The organism is Pseudomonas sp. B329, assembly GCF_023127835.1.
Lineage (GTDB): Bacteria > Pseudomonadota > Gammaproteobacteria > Pseudomonadales > Pseudomonadaceae > Aquipseudomonas > Aquipseudomonas synxantha_A.
In genome coordinates this window covers 138202-154271 of record NZ_SPKP01000003.1, presented here as the reverse complement: position 1 = coordinate 154271, position 16070 = coordinate 138202, and the positions used below count along the sequence as shown (strand labels likewise).

The window sequence follows — 16070 nt, the reverse complement described above, 5'->3', positions numbered from 1 at the left end:
CTCAACTGTGTGCCATTTCCAGGCGGTGAGCCGTGGCGTGGCGGCGGGACAAGGCCAGGACGCACACCAACGAGACCGCCGCGATCACGCTGTAAAACACTGCCATCGGCCACCATTGGCCCAGGTATTGATGGGCCAGCCAGGTGCCGATCAACGGTGTCAGGCCGCCGGCCAATGCGCCGCATACCTGGTAAGCCAGAGAGATCGCGGTGTAGCGCACACGGGTTTCAAACAGGCCGCTGACAAAGCCTGCGATGACGGCATAGAACGACGCCATGCACACCACCGCCAGGGCAATGCCGAGGATGATCAAGGGCGCCTGGCCGCTGCTGACCAGCACAAACATGGGGTACGGCGACGCCATTGCCAGTACGCACATGGCGCACAGGAACCGTGTAGCGCCGACCTTCTCTGCCACCCAGGCGGCCAGTGGCTGAACGCAGAACTGGATAATGGCGACGAAGAACAGGCATTCCAGAATCAGCGAGCGCGGCAGGTTCAGTTGCTGAGTGCTGTAGGCAATCATGAAGGTGTTGGTGAAATACACGCCGGCAATCCCCAATGTGTTGGCGCCAATGCACAACAACAGTGGACGCCATGCGGTCTTCAGCACTTCCAGCACGGGGGCTTGGTCCTTCTTGATCGCCCGAGCTTTTTCCGCCTGGGCCTTGTCTTCGAGGAACTCCGGCGACTCGTTCACACCCAGGCGGATCGCCAGGCCGACAACCAACAACAAGGCACTGGCCAGGAACGGCAGGCGCCAGCCCCAACTGAGCAGGTCTTCTTCCGGTAAGCGGGTCACCGCACTGAACGCCAGCAGGGAAAGAATCAAACCGGCCGGGCTGCCCAATTGCGCGAAGGATGCAAAGAAGTTACGCCGCCCCTTTGGCGCATGTTCTCCGGCCATCAACACCGCCCCGCCCCACTCACCGCCGACCGCAATGCCTTGCACCACTCGCAGCAGTATCAGCAGCACCGGTGCCGCGGCGCCGATCTGCGCATAGGTCGGCAACAGGCCGATGCATACCGTGACCACGCCCATCATCACGAGGGTAATCACCAGGGATTTCTTGCGGCCGATGCGGTCGCCGATATGGCCAAACACGATGCCGCCCAACGGCCGCGCAAAGAAGCCCACGGCGAAGGTGCCGAACGCAGCCATGGTGCTGAACAATTTATCGTCGGAGGGGAAGAACAACTGACCGAACACCAGCGCCGCAGCGGTGGCATAGATGTAAAAGTCGTACCACTCGATCATGGTGCCGATAAAAGCGGCGGCCGCGGCACGGCGAGGCTGCGGCGAAGCGGAAGGCTTCATGGGGCTGGCTCCTTTGGTTATTTTTTTGGCAGGAGATGGTCGAACCGGTGCGCTCTGATGGCGCTTGTTGAGCCCGATTTTTCAGCCTGGGGCTATGATTAGTCAATTTTCTATTTATTATCTTGATTATAAATACTGCTTATTATCGAGCGACACCATGGCCGAATCCCGCCGCGATATTCACCCCCTGCTCAACGACCGCCTGGACTGGAACCTGCTGCGCACCTTCCGCGTGATCGGCCAGGAACTGAGCATCAGCCGCGCTGCCGCCCGCCTGCACCTGACGCAGCCGGCCATCAGCCAGGCGCTCAAGCGCCTGGAGGAACAGCTGGATTGCCAGCTCATCCTGCGCCGTGGCCCGCGCTTCGTGCTCACCGAGGCAGGTGAACAGATTTTCGCGATTGCCGGCGAGATGTACGGCCAGGTTTCGCAAATGAGCAACGCCCTGCAAAAGCCCGGCGATGAAGTGATCGGCAAAGTGCGCTTGCTGATGATCAGCCGGATTAATTCCGACACTTTCGATGACTTTCTCGCCAGCTTTCATCGCGAACATCCGCGGGTCGATCTGGAAGTCGAAGTGATGCGCAGCTCCGACATCGTCGCCGCCTTGCTGGAAAAAACCGCGACCCTGGGGTTGAGCCTCAATCGTCGGCCTCAGCCGCGCCTGGAACAGCACCTGTTTCTGCGTCAGCGCTACGCGTTCTTTTGCGGAAAACATCACCCATTGTTCGGGCGCACAAACCTGGCCGAGGGGGATTTGCAGTCGGAAAACTTCGTGAGTTTTACCAGCGACCAGATTGGCGGGATGCTCTCGCCGCTGACGATTTTCCGTGATCAGCAAGGCTTCGGTGGGCGGATCGTGGCGTCATCCTCCAGCCTGGAAGAAGTGCGGCGTTTGGTGATTGCCGGGTTTGGTTTGGGTTGCTTACCGACTCATGTGGTGGCGGACGATGTGAAAAACGGGCTGCTGTGGCGGTTGCCGCCGGATGAGGGGATTGCGGATGTGGATATTCACCTGTTGTGGAATCGCGAGCAGAAGATGAGTCGGGCGGAGGGGGTGTTTATTGAGTGTCTTATGGGGCGGTTGGCCGACGTATAATTGGCCACATCCTGCGTGTCAAAAAGCAGTTACAACTCACTGGATGCACGTCGAAGCACGCACGGCTAGGATTGCAGTCAACTAAGCCAATGGCGTACATTAGCGATGATTTTCATAGAGACGTCAGTCTTCACCCGTCGCGTTAAAGAATTGATCGACGAGGATGCCTACACGGCTCTTCAGAACGTGTTGGTAGTCAACCCTTCTGCTAGCGATGTAATCGAGGGTACGGGTGGAGTTCGCAAGATACGAGTAGCAGCCAAGGGCCATGGCAAACGAGGCGGGGCGCGGGTGATCTATTACCACTTCGTCTCGGCATCACAGATTGTTCTACTGATGATCTATCCCAAAAATGAACAGCAGGACTTGACTGCCGACGAGCGCAAGTCACTGAAGGCTGCGATTGAGCACTGGAGATAGCTATGAGCAGATTTTTTGATGAATTGATGGAAAGCGTTCAAGAGATGAACGAGATCCTGCGCGGAGAACGCGAACCTTCTCGTGAATTCCATGTTGATTCAATGCGAGTCAAAGAGATCCGTAAGGCGACAGGGCTGACCCAGGCTAAATTCGCAGCGCTGATTGATGTGCAACTTGGCACATTACGTAACTGGGAGCAGGGTCGTCGTGAACCTACCGGACCAGCAAAGGCATTGTTGAAAGCTATCCATAATGACCCAGTCCATGTACTGAATGCGTTGGCTAGCTAAAATAAGACTCCACTGCTGCGCCTTAAACATCGTCATAACCGGAAAAGCTCGGAGCTGACTCAGCGACGGGCTTTTTCGTTTGTACGGCAGATTTAAGGCTCTTTAAAATCTCACATCGATACCACTGATGATTACTATCGAAACGAGCGCCTGAACGATTGCCGCCACTGATTCCTATAATCGCTCCAAATTCCCTCCCCGCCTGGCTTCAGGCGACATCCTCCCGGAACCCAATCCCATGCCAAGCGCGAGCCAGGCCCCTAGCGGGCTTCCCGAACATAATCAACAAAGCGTCAAACAGCAGTGGCTGGCGATTCTTTCAGTCGCCGTGGGTGCCTTCGCCCTGGTGACCAGTGAATTCCTGCCGGTGGGCGTACTCAACGACGTTGCCAGCGACCTGGGCATCAGTGCCGGTCACGCCGGATTGATGGTCACATTGCCCGGCATCATGGCCGCCCTCGCCGCGCCGTTTCTGTCGGTCAGCATTGGCGCCATGGACCGTCGCTATCTGCTGATTGGCCTGACACTGGTGATGATCATCGCCAACTCGGTGGTGGCCTTCGCCACCGATTTCAGCCTGCTGCTGTTCGGCCGTGTATTGCTCGGCATCAGCATCGGCGGCTTCTGGGCCACGGCCATTGCCCTCAGCGGGCGGCTGGCGCCCAAAGGCGTTGGGGTTGCGAAAGCCACCTCGATCATCATGATGGGCGTAACGCTCGCCACCGTACTGGGCGTGCCTGTGGGTACCTGGCTCAGCGGCCTGATGGGCTGGCGCATGACCTTCCTCGTCACGGCGTTGGTGGGCATTCCGGTGCTGCTGGCGCAGATCTTCCTGCTACCGCGACTGACCCCGGAAAAGGCCATTGAGATCCGTGACCTGCCGGCTTTGTTTATCAACCCACAAGCACGGGTCGGGTTGATCGCCGTGCTGCTGATCGGCCTGGCGCACTTTGCCGCATATACCTATGTCGCACCGTTTTTCAAACACAGTTCCGGCTTTGACGGCCCGACAATTGGTTCATTGCTGCTGCTCTATGGCGTAGCCGGGGTAATGGGCAATGTTTTTGCCGGTTTCGCCGCTAACCGCAGTGTGCGTCACACCCTGCTGCTGGTTGCACTGATGATTGGCACCAGCACAGCACTGTTCCCCTACTTCGCCACCGGCCTTTCCGGCGCCTCGATGCTGATCGCACTCTGGGGTTTCGCCTTCGGCGCCTTCCCAGCCTGCGCCAGTATCTGGATGTTTGTAGTGGCACCCAAGGATGTAGAGCGCGGCATGCCACTGTTTGTGGCGCTGTTTCAGGTCATCATCGCCCTGGGTTCGTTCTTTGGCGGGCGCATCGTCGACCAGCTGGGCAGCTCGGTGTTGTTGAGCCTGGCCACGGTGTTGGTGTGGTTCGGGTTTGCGACCGTGCTGGTGTTGGGACGCAAGGTCAGTAATAACCTGGTGGCACAGCCTGCCTGACCGGGTTGTATGCGCAAAAAAGCCTGCTGAGCATTGAGTTCAGCAGGCTTTTTTTCGTTTCAGGGAGCAGGTATTTATTTGGCCGTGGGGAAATCACGCTCGAGGACGGCATCCACCAGTATTTGCGCGTTTTCGATCAATTGAGCCAGGGCCATGATCACGGGCGACTGCGTGCTGTCTGGATCTTCGGCGCATTGGTAGGCGGTTTGAAGGGCGGATGAGAGGATTTCGGTGGCGTTGGTGAGGGCTTCTTCGGTGCGGACATCATCGGCTACGCAAAAGATTTTGCGTGCTTGCCCTTCGGTAGAATCAGCGGTGCTCTTCTTCATGATGTAACTCCACGTTATGAAAAGAAGCTACCACTCCCTGCTGTCAAACAGGATTGGGTGGCAGCTGTACGCGGGTTGACAGACCGGAAACGTGGAAACCCGGCGCACCCGAAGATGCCCCACGCACAGCCGCCATAACAAATGGGCACAGACAGACGCCTGGAACCAGTTTGGGGATGCACAGAGATCGCACGTTATTCGGCCTGTCAAAACCGGTCGCCATGAGGACGACGGCGGAAGATTAGCGCCCTACCCCAGTCAACGCAACCCTGCTCGAAAACTGCCAAACCTGCACAACGTAAGCACCTGTTTCGGAAAAGCTTGGTAACCAGAATCCCCACCGGGAACCTTGTGTGCATAAGCCTGCGAGCTAGTCTCAAAAAGTCGCCGCCGTGGCGACATACTGTCAAGGATGCTGATATGCCAACGAGATATCGCGATGCGGTCACAGGTGAATACGTAACCGAGCAAGAGGCGAAGAAAAGACCAAGGGAAACGGTGAAGGAAACCGATAAAAAGCGCCCGGCAAAGCCGCCGGCCAAGAAGTAGGATCAACAGATGAGAGCGACTGCCGTATGTCCAGACAGACTTGCCAATGAAACCCGATTGCCCCAATGTAATGACCAACGTCATTACACAAGGAGCTATCCCTTGGCATCTATCAACATCCGTATCGATGACGACCTGAAAGCTCGCGCCTACCTTGAGTTGGAGAAACTCGGTGTCACCCCTTCCGAACTGATACGTCAGGCGTTGCAATATGTTGCCGAACGCGGCCAGTTGCCATTTAAGCCTGTCCTCATGACTGAAGAGGATGAAGCCTTGATGGCGACCGTACGTGAGCGCCTTGCGTCGCCTCAACGCGTGAGGGTTTCTTTGGATGACCTATAGCCTTGATTTTGATGCGCGTGCATTGAAGGAATGGCAGAAACTCGGCGACACCCTCCGTCAGCAACTCAAGAAGGAGCTGATGGAAATCCTGAACAACCCACGTATTGAGGCTAACCGCCTACATGGCCTGCCTGACTGCTACAAGATCAAACTGCGTAGTAGCGGGTAAAGGCTGGTCTATCAAGTGATAGATCAGGAAGTTACCGTGTTCGTGGTCGCTATTGATAAACGTGAACGAGATCAGGCTTATCGCAAAGCGTCAGAGCGCCTTGATCAGCGCTAGGCAGGACTGGAAAAAATCACTGAAGCAGTCGTAGATAAAGGCTGGAAACGAAAAAGCCCCGCAGCTTATTCAGCTACGGGGCTTTCTCTATGTAATGGCGGAGAGATAGTCCGCCTAATCAAAATCCACCAACAACCGATAAAACTCTACAGCCCTTTATTTCAAAGGGGGTGTAAGCCTATTATCGTCTCAAGATATCCACCAGCATTCGTCACCTTCCTAGCCTTTGTGGGGGGACAGATGGGGGAACAAAGCTGATAAAGGATTATTCCCATGGGAAAGCTAACCGCTAAGCAAATTGAAAATCTGACGACCCCTGGCACCTACGAAGACGGAGATGGCCTACGTCTCCTAATCAAGCCCAATGGGAAGAAGTATTGGGTACTGCGCTTCCAGCTCTCCGGAAAGCGTAGGGAAATGGGCATGGGCACCTATCCTGCAATAGGGCTTAAAGAGGCTCGACAAAACAGCAGCGATAAGCGCCGTTTACTGCGCGATGGTGTTGACCCCTTACAGGCTCGTGACGATGAACGAGCGGCACAGGTGGCTGCCGAGCTGCAACGTAAAAACAAATCCATCACGTTCCGGGACGTGTCAGACGATTACATAGAGGCTCATCGTGCTGGCTGGAAAAACGTCAAACATGCCCAACAATGGACGAACACACTAGCTACCTACGCCGCTCCCGTCATCGGTGACCTCGCCACCAACCAGATCACCACCGAGCACATCCTCGAAATTCTAAAACCCATCTGGGGCAGCAAAGCCGAAACAGCTAGCCGGGTTCGCAACAGAATCGAACTAGTGCTCGATGCCGCCAAAGCGCGTGGTCTGCGAGACGGTGAAAACCCAGCGCGCTGGCGTGGACACCTAGACAAGCTGTTACCACCGAGTTCCAAGGCTAAACGTACCCAAAACCACCCTGCATTACCCTACTCGGAATTGGCTCGTTTCATGCCGGCGCTCGAAAGTGTCGAAGGTCAATCCGCCTACGCACTCAAAATGACGATCCTCACTGCGTGCCGAACCAGCGAGGTTCTTGAAGCCGACTGGAGTGAGGTTGATTTAAAAACCAAGCTATGGACGATTCCAGCGGTGCGAATGAAAGCGGGAAAAATTCATACCGTGCCGTTATCGGACGCGCTCATCGCACTGCTCGAAGCTCTCCCACGGATCAAAGGTAGTTCGTTGCTGTTTCCAGGGGCTCGTAAAGGTCGCCCCATTAGTAATATGGCCATGTTAATGACTTTGCGTCGCATGGACCAAAAGGACCAGGAAGATGGTGGCAAGGGCTGGCGTGATAGCAATGACAAAGTCATTACTGCTCACGGGTTTCGCAGCACATTCAGGGACTGGGCTGCTGAATGTACACCACATGCGCGTGAAGTCTGCGAGATGGCTTTGGCTCACGTTGTCGCCAGCGGTGCTGAGGCGGCCTATTGGCGAAGTGACTTATTGGAAAAACGCCGTGTATTGATGGCTGATTGGGCTGACTTTGTGACTCTCAATACGAGGGGACAAGCACTGCTAAATAAAATATAGCTTAGGGAGGCGCTAATTAATTCAGAAAACGCGCAGACATCCCCTGATAAATCAAGGGCTCCCGCGTACTTCGGGGGCGAAAAGTCGAATTAATCAGCGATCCCCTAGGTATTTGGCCCATTTTTTCGAAATTGGCCGCGTTCTTTGAAGGCCCTAATGACTGGCATTAAAGATTTCTACCCTAACTTCAACTCTTTTAAAAAGGGCCGTCAATGCAAGCAGTGCATCGTGGCTGCTAGGTCTCCGGCCGAAAACGACACATTCGCAAAACCTGTCGATACTTTGACATGAGCCAGTTGATCAAAGACGCCAAAAGCTGTAGCCGCTATCAATGAACTGCTGTCGATCAAGCACCGATTTAACATCGACTACGCAGCCTCGCGGCAATAGTTTCAGACTCATTTGATTCAGGTATTGGGTCTTGAACTCCTCATGAGGAACTGCAACCACCAGTGCGTCGGCCTGAGGCAATTGTTCCCAGCACGTTAAGGACAAACCGTACTCTCGCTGTACTTTGTTCGGGTCTGCCACCGGGTCGTGGATATGCACTGTAACACCATAGGATACAAGCTCTTGCACGATGTCGATCACCTTGGAGTTCCTGACATCACTGCAGTTTTCCTTGAAGGTCACTCCCAACATATTGACGGTGGCCCCTTTGATCGTACGACCAGAGGCGATCAGCATCTTTATGATTTTTTCGGCTATCCACTTCCCCATGCCGTCATTAATCCGTCGCCCCGCAAGGATGATTTGGGGGTGATAGCCGCTGGCCTCGGCCTTGTAGGTTAAGTAGTAGGGGTCTACGCCAATGCAATGTCCGCCGACAAGGCCTGGTTTGAAGTCAAGAAAGTTCCATTTGGTATTGGCAGCCGCCAGTACTTGGGAAGTGTCTATAGCTAGCCCGGAAAAAATAATCGAGAGCTCGTTCATCAGTGCAATGTTCAGATCGCGCTGGGTATTTTCGATTACCTTGGCGGCTTCAGCCACCTTAATCGAGGGTGCTCGGTGGACGCCTGGTTCTACAATCAACTCATAAAGGCACGCCACACAATCAAGCGAGTCGCTGCAGTCGCCAGACACAACCTTGATCACTCGGGTCAATGTATGGGTTCGGTCTCCTGGATTTATTCGCTCTGGTGAATAGCCCACGTTGAAATCGCGCTTCCAGATCAGTCCCGAATGTTGTTCCAGCACCGGTATGCATTGCTCCTCCGTTGCTCCCGGGTACACCGTCGACTCAAAGATGACCAACGCCCCGCGCCGCATATGCCGGCCCACACATTCTGTCGCCTTGAGTAAAGGCGAAAGATCCGGCTGGTGCGCCACATCCACTGGCGTCGGCACGGCCACAATGATTATATCCGCCTGGCGCAAGCTTTCGGGCAAGTGGGTATAAGACAGGTGAGTCGCTGCCTGCAATTGCTGAGAGGTCAGCTCCCCACTGGGATCGATTGCATCCCGGTACTGTTCAATAGCGGTAGTCGAAATATCAAAGCCAATGGTAGGCAAGTGTTTGCCAAACTCGACCGCCAGCGGTAACCCAACATACCCCAGCCCCACGACAGCAACGGTTCCAAATGTATTGTTCATAGCTCTTCCCTTAAGTGGTCGCATCGTTCAGCATAAAAAGCTTTGTGTGTAGGCCACCAGCGATTCGTATTTGCCCAGGGCTTTACCGGTCTTCAATGTTTCTGCGGCCATATGCACCCCTTCGACGAGCGTCTCAACCTTTCCGGCCAGGTAAAGCGCCGCAGCGCTGTTGAGCATGACAATGTCCCTGGGAGGCCCCGCTTCGTTATGCAGCACTCCCATAAATATGGCCTTGGCATGCTCGGCACTGCGCACCCGAATAGCATCCAATGGAGCAGTGTCGAGGCCTAGGTCATGGGGATGCAGGGTGTACTCACGGATCTGGCCAGAGCGCAGTTCGGCGACGAAGGTAGGGCCGGAAAGCGAGATCTCGTCCAGCCCGTCTTCGCCGTGAACCACCAGTGCGCGCTCGCTGTCCAGCGCCCGCAGTGTTTGGGCCATCACCGGGACCAGTTCTCGGCCGAATACGCCCACCAGTTGGACTTTCGCGCCCGCCGGGTTCGTTAGCGGTCCCATCGCGTTAAATACCGTCCGAACTGCAAGTTCCTTGCGCACCTTGTTAAGGCCGGGCAATGCGGGACGGTGTAATGGGGTAAACATAAAACCCATGCCCACTTGTTCAAGGCACAAGGCTATTTGCTCGGGAGTCAGAGTCAGATTGATGCCCACAGCCTCCAGCAAATCAGCGCTGCCACAACTTGAACTAACGCTGCGGTTGCCATGCTTGGCCACATAACAGCCTGCAGCTGCGGCCACAAAACTGGCGGTAGTAGAAACATTAAAAGTCCCTTGTGAATCGCCACCGGTACCGCACAAATCAATTGGTGGCTGAGCACACTTGGCGTTTACTGGAATAAGAAACTCACGCACTACTCGAGTCGTGGCTGTTAACTCAGCGGCGGTCAAGTGCTGGGTAGGCAATCTCACCAAAAGGGCCGCCACGAGCGAGTCAGGCAACTCTCCACGCATCATAGTTCTAAACGCACATTGCATTTTCTCTTGGCAAACGGGCAGCCCTTCAATAAGCCTGGATACAACTAGCTGAACATTCTCTGGCACTTTCCAATCCCTCACACGCGTTAGCATTCGCGCAGCCGGGAGCCGCGTCCTGCAGTTGCAGACGCCCCGATATGCATGTTTTTATCTAACTATCTGGAACACTAAAGCTGTTGAAAGGCCGCCCTCGCGTTGCGGCAAAAACCATGAATCAACCGGGCAGACTTAATACCCGGCGGCTCCTCGACACCGGATGAAACGTCAACTCCCCGCGGTCTCAACCGTTTGATCAACGCCCCCACGCCCTCCATCGTCAGGCCACCAGCAATCAGAGCGTCGGGGTACGTCGCCCATGCAGGCCAATCGAAAGCCACCCCGTCACCGGCGCCGGCATCCACCAGCGGTATTACCGTGGGTGACTGGCAACCGATGCGATAGCACGCGGGCTGGATCCGCCGAATCGTGCAACGGCCCAACTGCTCCCACTGTTGGCCGTGCTCACTGCCGTGCAACTGGATATGGTCCAGAGCAAGGACCTCGCTCAACCGGCGGACTTCATGCCAGGGTTGATCCATAAACACGCCCACCACTTGGGCATCAGCAGCAATGCGCTCGCGTAAAATCAGGGCTTGGTGCTCAAGAAGCTGACGCTTCGATCCCGGGACCATCACCAAGCCAATCATGTCCGCGCCCGCCTCCAGGCACGCCTGGACATCCTCAAGCGAACGCACACCACACACTTTGATCAAGCCCCTAGACACTGGCATGGTTGCGGGCCCGATCCTTGAAGCTTGCCAAGTATCGTTGAGCCTCAATGGGCGCCTGATCGGTGTCGCTCAGCCGACGGGCCAAGGCACTTCCGATGATGACGCCTTCGACCTGCTCCCACAGATGCCGCGCCTGCTCCGGCGTACCGACTCCGAAACCAACGGCCAGGGGCAGCGTGGTGTGCTGCCTGACCCTGGTGATAAACGAAGAAATATCGGCCATTTCGCTGCGCTCCCCGGTAGTGCCGAGCACCGAGACCAAGTACAAAAAACCCTTGGCTTGCACGGCAATACGTTGCAGACGGGCATCACTCAGGTTCGGCGTAACCATGAAAATCATGTGGATGCCTGCCGGTTCCAGCTGCGCCCGCAATTCATCGCTGGCTTCCACCGGCATGTCCGGGACAATCAACCCGCTGACGCCCGCAGCGCTAGCCTGGGCAGCAAAGCGCGCGTAGCCATGGTTCATCAATACATTGGTGTATGTCATAACCACGATCGGCGGCGTGTGATCATCCCGGGGCAACTCAGCAATCTGATGGAGAGCCAGGGTCAGCGTCATGCCATTTTCAATTGCGCGCTGGCTGGTGGCCTGAATCACCGGGCCATCAGCCACCGGGTCGGAGAACGGAATCCCCACCTCGACGATGTCAGCCCCGCCGGCCACAGCGGCCGCCACCAGCTTGGGCAGTGAGTCAAGAGCCGGGTAACCCATCGTGAGATAGGGCATTAGAGCTTTACGACCCTGCAGGGCCAAGCCTGCAAAACACCGGTCAATGAGATTCATTGGGGGGTACCCTCCTGGAAAGTATCGGCCACCAGCCGACTGATGGTTTCCATGTCTTTATCGCCACGACCACTAATGTTGATAATGATGCGGACACCGGCGGGAAGCACCTTGGCCAGCTTGATCGCCCCGGCGACCGCATGGGCACTTTCCAGGGCAGGAATAATTCCTTCGCAGCATGACAACAATTTCAGCGCATCAATCGCCTCTTCATCAGTCGCCTGCAGATACTGCGCACGCCCATCATCCCGCAGTTGCGCATGTTCCGGACCGACCATGGCATAGTCCAGACCTGGCGCAATGCTATGGGTTTCCATGATCTGGCCGTGCTCATCTTGCAGGACGTAGGATTGGCAACCTTGCAGGACACCCACGCGGCTTTGGCCGGACTCGCCAAAGCGAATCGAGTGTTGGCCCGACGCTTCGCCTTGGCCTGCTGCTTCTACGCCACACAGGATTACCTGCGGCTCGTCGATAAAGGCAGAAAACAGCCCGATTGCATTCGATCCCCCGCCAACACATGCCACCACGGCATCCGGCAAGTCACCGTTTTCCAGAGCTGCGAATTGCTGCCTGGCTTCCTCGCCGATCACGCTCTGGAAGTAACGCACGATTGCCGGATAAGGATGTGGCCCAAGGGCTGACCCCAGCAGGTAGTAGGTGGTATCGGCATGCGCTACCCAGTCCCGAAGTGCATCATTGATGGCGTCCTTGAGCGTCTGGCTGCCCCCTTCAGCGGGTACTACCGTTGCGCCCATCAAGCGCATGCGCTGAACGTTCAAGGCTTGGCGCTGCATATCCCTCAGGCCCATGTAGATAACGCACTCGATGCCCAGTAATGCACAGGCGGCAGCCGTTGCCACTCCGTGCTGCCCCGCGCCGGTTTCAGCCACGACCCGCCGCTTGCCCATGGCCTGGGCGAGCAACGCCTGGCCAAGCGCGTTGTTGATTTTGTGGGCGCCGGTGTGGGCAAGGTCCTCGCGCTTGAGGTAAATCTTGACGCCAAGATGCCGGGAGAGATTCTCGGCCAGGGTCAGTGGGGTTTGTCGTCCCACGTAATGTTTGAGCAAAGACCGGTAGCGTTGCTGAAAAGACTCGCTGGCTATGATGCTTGCATAACGCTCGGTCAGCTCTGCCACGGGCGGCGAAAGGGTTTCGGCAATAAAGCTACCGCCATAGGGACCGTACCAGGGACCTTTGGGCGGTACCTCGGCCCCGGACAGGGCGTTTTCGCCGCGCAGTTTCCGGTCCACCAGGTCCAATGCAGATCGCACTTGCATCGGATTGATGCCAGGCATCACACAGCCCAGTAACAGCAGGTCACGCGTATCCCCATTAATTGCTGTATGCACCGTATCGCGTATGGAGAACAGCGACAGAATTTTCTGCCCATCACGCAGCACCAAGCGGCCGCAGGGCAACACTTCTCGTGACTCGCTGCCCACCGGCTCGAACCAGTCACCTTCCATACTCACGTCAAGGCACAGCTCACCAGTGATCGAACGTGCGTCGAAGGCGCCCAGGGAAGTCATCGTCGACACAGCTACCCAGTTGACGGTGTCGACGATGGCGTTGATCCGTGGCAAACGTGCATCAGGCCTGCAGAACGCCCGATAGATATAATTGGCCACCGAAGGCGGGCTCTTCCGGGGGTTTATTGCTACTTGACGGTAGTACTCGCAGAATGGCGCAACGGCCGGATGCAATAGCAACTGACCCTTGTCCACCCCCGACCATATCGCCCGGTTCAAGGACCAGTCCAGTGCATCGGCGGACACTGGGGCTGCGCCCCTGTGCCAGGCTGCATAAACCCCCGCCCCTGGGAACGCATCACGAGCGGCAGCGGTCACCGCCACTTCGAATATCACTGTCATATCAACTCCTTGAACTCGACATCGTTGCCCAGCACACACCCTTCGATATCGTCACCCGACAACAACGTCTGCGTGCTGATCAGGATGTTGTAATGATTTGGAAAATGGCACTCGTCAAACCCCAACACGTGGCCGACACAGCGCCCGTCAATGTAAAAGGCATCGCCTGCCTCAACCACACCCGCCTCAAGCACTTCGACAAAACCAATAAAACCCACCCTATCGATACGATCACCCGGCTGGGCATCACGCTGATCCGTGGTGACCAGTTCATGCACCTCGGTTCGGCGCACGCAGCGGGATTGAAACTCCATCAGCCTCATGCCACGCGTCATCTGTTTGTGAAACAAAAGCTTGATCAGGCGCGCACTGATCGGACCTTTTGACGGGATGCCACGGGACTCGATCTTCATGTCGGTGACCGCGCCATGGCATAGCAGTCACGTACCAGCCGAACTGCGTCCACCCCCATCGTGCCGTCTTCGGCCCCCCCTTGGATCGACCGTGCCAGATGAGACAGCACACCTTCGTACTCGTGGTACAGCGATGTCTTGAAACCAGCCGAGTCCTGCAGCAGATCGACCATGGCCGTGGTGCCGTCGGCGTAGGTGATAATCAGATCCTTCTGCTCGCCATGGGCGTAGTCCCAGCTCAATTCGGCGCTGACGGCAAGCCCCTGCGGGGTGACCAGGGAAATATCCGCCCCCAAGTCGATGCCTGTCTCGCCATGACGAACCTGCAGGCTCACCACGCGCAAGGGGCCAACGGCCACGTGCAAGGTGTCGAACACATTCGGCCCATTGTCTGCGATGCATCCGCCGCCGCATGCCGCCGCATTGAGGTACCAAGTGTCGTGCCCGGCATGGTCTTCGATACGTTCGTGATAACGGGCACGCACATGCACCGCACGAGCAAACGCATCGTGCTCCACCGCACTAATTAGATAGGTGTTGTAGCGTCGGTGAAAAGCGGTCAGCAGCGTCAAATTCAACTGGCGGGCCATTTCACGCAATTGCTCGGCCTGCTCCAAATCGAGGGTCAGGGGCTTTTCACAGCAGACATGCTTGCCCGCCTTGAGAGCGTCCATGCAGGCCAGGAAATGCAGATTATTTGGCAAGTTGATGACTACCGCGTCGACATGTGGGTCTTCCAGCAACGCGTGATAATCACCATAGGTGCGAACACTGGAGGAATCGGCATACGCCCGTAGCCGCGCTGACGCCTTGTCGCAAACTGCGACGAGACGGCAGGCCTGTTCGCACTCAAACGCTTTCAGGTAGTAGTGGGAAATAACGCCCATCCCGATAACGCCCACACCGATCGTCATAATGCGACCCTCGCAAGTCGTGGAATTGCGCAGTGGTCCGCCACTTCGTCCAACTGCGATACAAGGGTGCTGTCCAGCCGGATGCCGTATTCCAGGCGCTCGACCCTGCTCACTGCGTCGGGTTGACCGGGGTAGCTAAGGGGTGCGTAGGCGGGGTGAACCGGTGCCCCGCTGATGGAGCCAAGCAACGCATCAATACTGCCGGTGAAAGCGCTGTTGCCACTAAAGAAACTCGGGTTTATCGCCAGGAAAAAGTGCCCGATATTGTTGCGCGGGCCCTGTCCTTTATCGGCGCCAGTTTGCGCTCCGGCCAGTGCACCGCAGAGGATTTCGACCATCAGCCCTAGCCCCATCCCCTTGTGGCCACCCTGTTCGGCGAATGCACCACCTAACATCGGCAAGTTGGCGGTTTGGTCAAGGTAGTCCCGTGGGTTACGGGAGGTTCCGCCCTGGGCATCGAACAACCAGCCCGTAGGGACTTCCCGCTCCAGTCGCATGGCCTGCTTGATCTTGCCGCTGGCACACACGGTGGTGCTCATGTCCAGCACAAAAGGTACGCGCGCCTTGGCGGATGGTGCTGCGAAGCTGATGGGATTGGTCCCAAGCAAGGGGGCAACACTGCCCAGCGGGTGAGCTACTGGGTCGCGTCCCAGGTTGGTCATCGCCATTCCGATCATTGCCTGGTCCAAGGCCATGCTGGCATAAAAACCTGCCGCGCCGAAATGCGAGCTATTGTTCACCACGGTGCAGCCGATACCGAAGTCCCGAGCCTTGTCCAGCGCGCGGGTCATGGCAACTTGACCGGCCAACAACCCCAACCCACCCCGGGCATCGAATGTGGCACACGCGCCCAGGTCTGCGACCCAGGTGCCTTCGGCCTGCGGGTCGATTTCACCGCTTCTGGCACCTGCAAGGTAAATATTGGCGAGGTTGGCTACACCGTGGGTGTCATGGCCATTGAGATCAGCGTAATGCAGCACATCGGCTGCCCGCTGCGCTTGCGCACCATCGAATCCGGTCCCTCGGAATGCAGCCACCATAAAAGCGTGCAGCGCGTGCGCTTTCACCTTATAGAAATCCATAGCGATA

Annotated in this window: 16 protein-coding genes and 2 pseudogenes; 7 read left to right on the top strand and 11 right to left on the bottom strand. The window is 56.7% G+C overall.

Going from position 1 to position 16070, the window contains the following annotated elements:
• Position 1: 1 nt before the first annotated feature.
• Positions 2 to 1318, bottom strand: coding sequence for an MFS transporter (locus E4P00_RS01325; protein ID WP_103733515.1), 1317 nt, complete (start codon positions 1316 to 1318; stop codon positions 2 to 4).
• Between the two features lie 157 nt (positions 1319 to 1475).
• Between E4P00_RS01325 and E4P00_RS01320 the strand changes: the two genes are divergently transcribed.
• The 4 genes from E4P00_RS01320 (at position 1476) to E4P00_RS01305 (ending at position 4592) form a co-directional block, all read left to right on the top strand.
• Positions 1476 to 2417: a LysR family transcriptional regulator gene (locus tag E4P00_RS01320; protein WP_248130531.1), complete on the top strand. Its 942-nt coding sequence runs from the start codon at positions 1476 to 1478 to the stop codon at positions 2415 to 2417.
• A 105-nt stretch (positions 2418 to 2522) separates the two neighbouring features.
• Positions 2523 to 2837, top strand: a complete 315-nt coding sequence (locus E4P00_RS01315) for a type II toxin-antitoxin system RelE/ParE family toxin (RefSeq protein ID WP_248130530.1) — start codon at positions 2523 to 2525, stop codon at positions 2835 to 2837.
• A gap of 2 nt (positions 2838 to 2839) precedes the next feature.
• A complete protein-coding gene (gene nadS, locus E4P00_RS01310) occupies positions 2840 to 3127 on the top strand; it encodes a NadS family protein (RefSeq protein ID WP_003189536.1) in 288 nt (95 codons plus the stop codon).
• A gap of 238 nt (positions 3128 to 3365) precedes the next feature.
• Positions 3366 to 4592, top strand: coding sequence for an MFS transporter (locus E4P00_RS01305; RefSeq protein ID WP_248130529.1), 1227 nt, complete (start codon positions 3366 to 3368; stop codon positions 4590 to 4592).
• Positions 4593 to 4666: 74 nt separating this feature from the next.
• On the opposite strand, the gene E4P00_RS01300 is transcribed toward E4P00_RS01305, so the two are convergent.
• Positions 4667 to 4921 (bottom strand): DUF3077 domain-containing protein, encoded by a 255-nt coding sequence (locus E4P00_RS01300; RefSeq protein WP_248130528.1) that lies wholly within the window; start codon positions 4919 to 4921, stop codon positions 4667 to 4669.
• Positions 4922 to 5572: 651 nt separating this feature from the next.
• Here E4P00_RS01300 and E4P00_RS01295 point away from each other — a divergent pair.
• The 3 genes and pseudogenes from E4P00_RS01295 (at position 5573) to E4P00_RS01285 (ending at position 7637) form a co-directional block, all read left to right on the top strand.
• Positions 5573 to 5812 carry a type II toxin-antitoxin system RelB/DinJ family antitoxin gene (locus E4P00_RS01295; protein WP_014717442.1) on the top strand — a complete coding sequence of 80 codons (240 nt, stop codon included), beginning with the start codon at positions 5573 to 5575 and terminating at the stop codon, positions 5810 to 5812.
• Positions 5802 to 6095 (top strand): annotated as a pseudogene (locus E4P00_RS01290) (type II toxin-antitoxin system RelE/ParE family toxin). Before E4P00_RS01295 ends, E4P00_RS01290 begins: the two are co-directional and overlap by 11 nt.
• 273 nt (positions 6096 to 6368) lie before the next feature.
• Positions 6369 to 7637: an integrase arm-type DNA-binding domain-containing protein gene (locus E4P00_RS01285; RefSeq protein WP_248130527.1), complete on the top strand. Its 1269-nt coding sequence runs from the start codon at positions 6369 to 6371 to the stop codon at positions 7635 to 7637.
• A 300-nt stretch (positions 7638 to 7937) separates the two neighbouring features.
• Here the strand turns inward: E4P00_RS01285 and E4P00_RS01280 are convergent, their stop codons facing one another.
• The 9 genes and pseudogenes from E4P00_RS01280 to E4P00_RS01240 all read right to left on the bottom strand — a co-directional run bounded on the left by E4P00_RS01280 (position 7938) and on the right by E4P00_RS01240 (position 16063).
• Complete coding sequence (locus tag E4P00_RS01280; RefSeq protein ID WP_248130526.1) at positions 7938 to 9230, bottom strand: nucleotide sugar dehydrogenase; 1293 nt, start codon at positions 9228 to 9230, stop codon at positions 7938 to 7940.
• A gap of 27 nt (positions 9231 to 9257) precedes the next feature.
• Positions 9258 to 10316: an anthranilate phosphoribosyltransferase gene (trpD, locus tag E4P00_RS01275; RefSeq protein WP_282443152.1), complete on the bottom strand. Its 1059-nt coding sequence runs from the start codon at positions 10314 to 10316 to the stop codon at positions 9258 to 9260.
• Between the two features lie 74 nt (positions 10317 to 10390).
• On the bottom strand, positions 10391 to 10957 hold the full coding sequence (locus E4P00_RS01270) for a phosphoribosylanthranilate isomerase (RefSeq protein WP_248130525.1): 567 nt from the start codon (positions 10955 to 10957) through the stop codon (positions 10391 to 10393).
• Positions 10958 to 10979: 22 nt separating this feature from the next.
• Positions 10980 to 11780 carry a tryptophan synthase subunit alpha gene (gene trpA / locus E4P00_RS01265; protein ID WP_282443150.1) on the bottom strand — a complete coding sequence of 267 codons (801 nt, stop codon included), beginning with the start codon at positions 11778 to 11780 and terminating at the stop codon, positions 10980 to 10982.
• Positions 11777 to 13003 (bottom strand): tryptophan synthase subunit beta, encoded by a 1227-nt coding sequence (trpB, locus tag E4P00_RS01260; RefSeq protein ID WP_248130591.1) that lies wholly within the window; start codon positions 13001 to 13003, stop codon positions 11777 to 11779. The genes trpA and trpB overlap by 4 nt, the downstream gene beginning before the upstream one ends.
• 87 nt (positions 13004 to 13090) lie before the next feature.
• Positions 13091 to 13654 (bottom strand): annotated as a pseudogene (locus tag E4P00_RS28960) (B3/4 domain-containing protein); the annotation flags it as partial.
• The gene (locus E4P00_RS01250; protein ID WP_248130523.1) at positions 13651 to 14067 is read right to left on the bottom strand and encodes a hypothetical protein; all 417 of its coding nucleotides are present in this window, start codon (positions 14065 to 14067) and stop codon (positions 13651 to 13653) included. The pseudogene E4P00_RS28960 and the gene E4P00_RS01250, both read right to left, overlap by 4 nt.
• Positions 14064 to 14981: a Gfo/Idh/MocA family oxidoreductase gene (locus tag E4P00_RS01245; protein WP_248130522.1), complete on the bottom strand. Its 918-nt coding sequence runs from the start codon at positions 14979 to 14981 to the stop codon at positions 14064 to 14066. The genes E4P00_RS01250 and E4P00_RS01245 overlap by 4 nt, the downstream gene beginning before the upstream one ends.
• Positions 14978 to 16063, bottom strand: a complete 1086-nt coding sequence (locus E4P00_RS01240) for an Ldh family oxidoreductase (protein WP_248130521.1) — start codon at positions 16061 to 16063, stop codon at positions 14978 to 14980. The genes E4P00_RS01245 and E4P00_RS01240 overlap by 4 nt, the downstream gene beginning before the upstream one ends.
• Positions 16064 to 16070: the final 7 nt, after the last annotated feature.

Excerpts from the sequence above, each read along its gene's own strand:
- E4P00_RS01305 (WP_248130529.1), top strand. The coding sequence starts at position 3,366 with ATGCCAAGCGCGAGCCAGGCCCCTAGCGGGCTTCCCGAACATAATCAA.
- E4P00_RS01300 (WP_248130528.1), bottom strand. The coding sequence starts at position 4,921 with ATGAAGAAGAGCACCGCTGATTCTACCGAAGGGCAAGCACGCAAAATC.
- E4P00_RS01250 (WP_248130523.1), bottom strand. The coding sequence starts at position 14,067 with ATGAAGATCGAGTCCCGTGGCATCCCGTCAAAAGGTCCGATCAGTGCG.
- nadS (WP_003189536.1), top strand. The coding sequence starts at position 2,840 with ATGAGCAGATTTTTTGATGAATTGATGGAAAGCGTTCAAGAGATGAAC.
- E4P00_RS01240 (WP_248130521.1), bottom strand. The coding sequence starts at position 16,063 with ATGGATTTCTATAAGGTGAAAGCGCACGCGCTGCACGCTTTTATGGTG.
- trpA (WP_282443150.1), bottom strand. The coding sequence starts at position 11,780 with ATGAATCTCATTGACCGGTGTTTTGCAGGCTTGGCCCTGCAGGGTCGT.
- E4P00_RS01320 (WP_248130531.1), top strand. The coding sequence starts at position 1,476 with ATGGCCGAATCCCGCCGCGATATTCACCCCCTGCTCAACGACCGCCTG.
- E4P00_RS01285 (WP_248130527.1), top strand. The coding sequence starts at position 6,369 with ATGGGAAAGCTAACCGCTAAGCAAATTGAAAATCTGACGACCCCTGGC.
- trpD (WP_282443152.1), bottom strand. The coding sequence starts at position 10,316 with ATGCTAACGCGTGTGAGGGATTGGAAAGTGCCAGAGAATGTTCAGCTA.
- E4P00_RS01245 (WP_248130522.1), bottom strand. The coding sequence starts at position 14,981 with ATGACGATCGGTGTGGGCGTTATCGGGATGGGCGTTATTTCCCACTAC.
- E4P00_RS01280 (WP_248130526.1), bottom strand. The coding sequence starts at position 9,230 with ATGAACAATACATTTGGAACCGTTGCTGTCGTGGGGCTGGGGTATGTT.
- E4P00_RS01325 (WP_103733515.1), bottom strand. The coding sequence starts at position 1,318 with ATGAAGCCTTCCGCTTCGCCGCAGCCTCGCCGTGCCGCGGCCGCCGCT.
- E4P00_RS01315 (WP_248130530.1), top strand. The coding sequence starts at position 2,523 with ATGATTTTCATAGAGACGTCAGTCTTCACCCGTCGCGTTAAAGAATTG.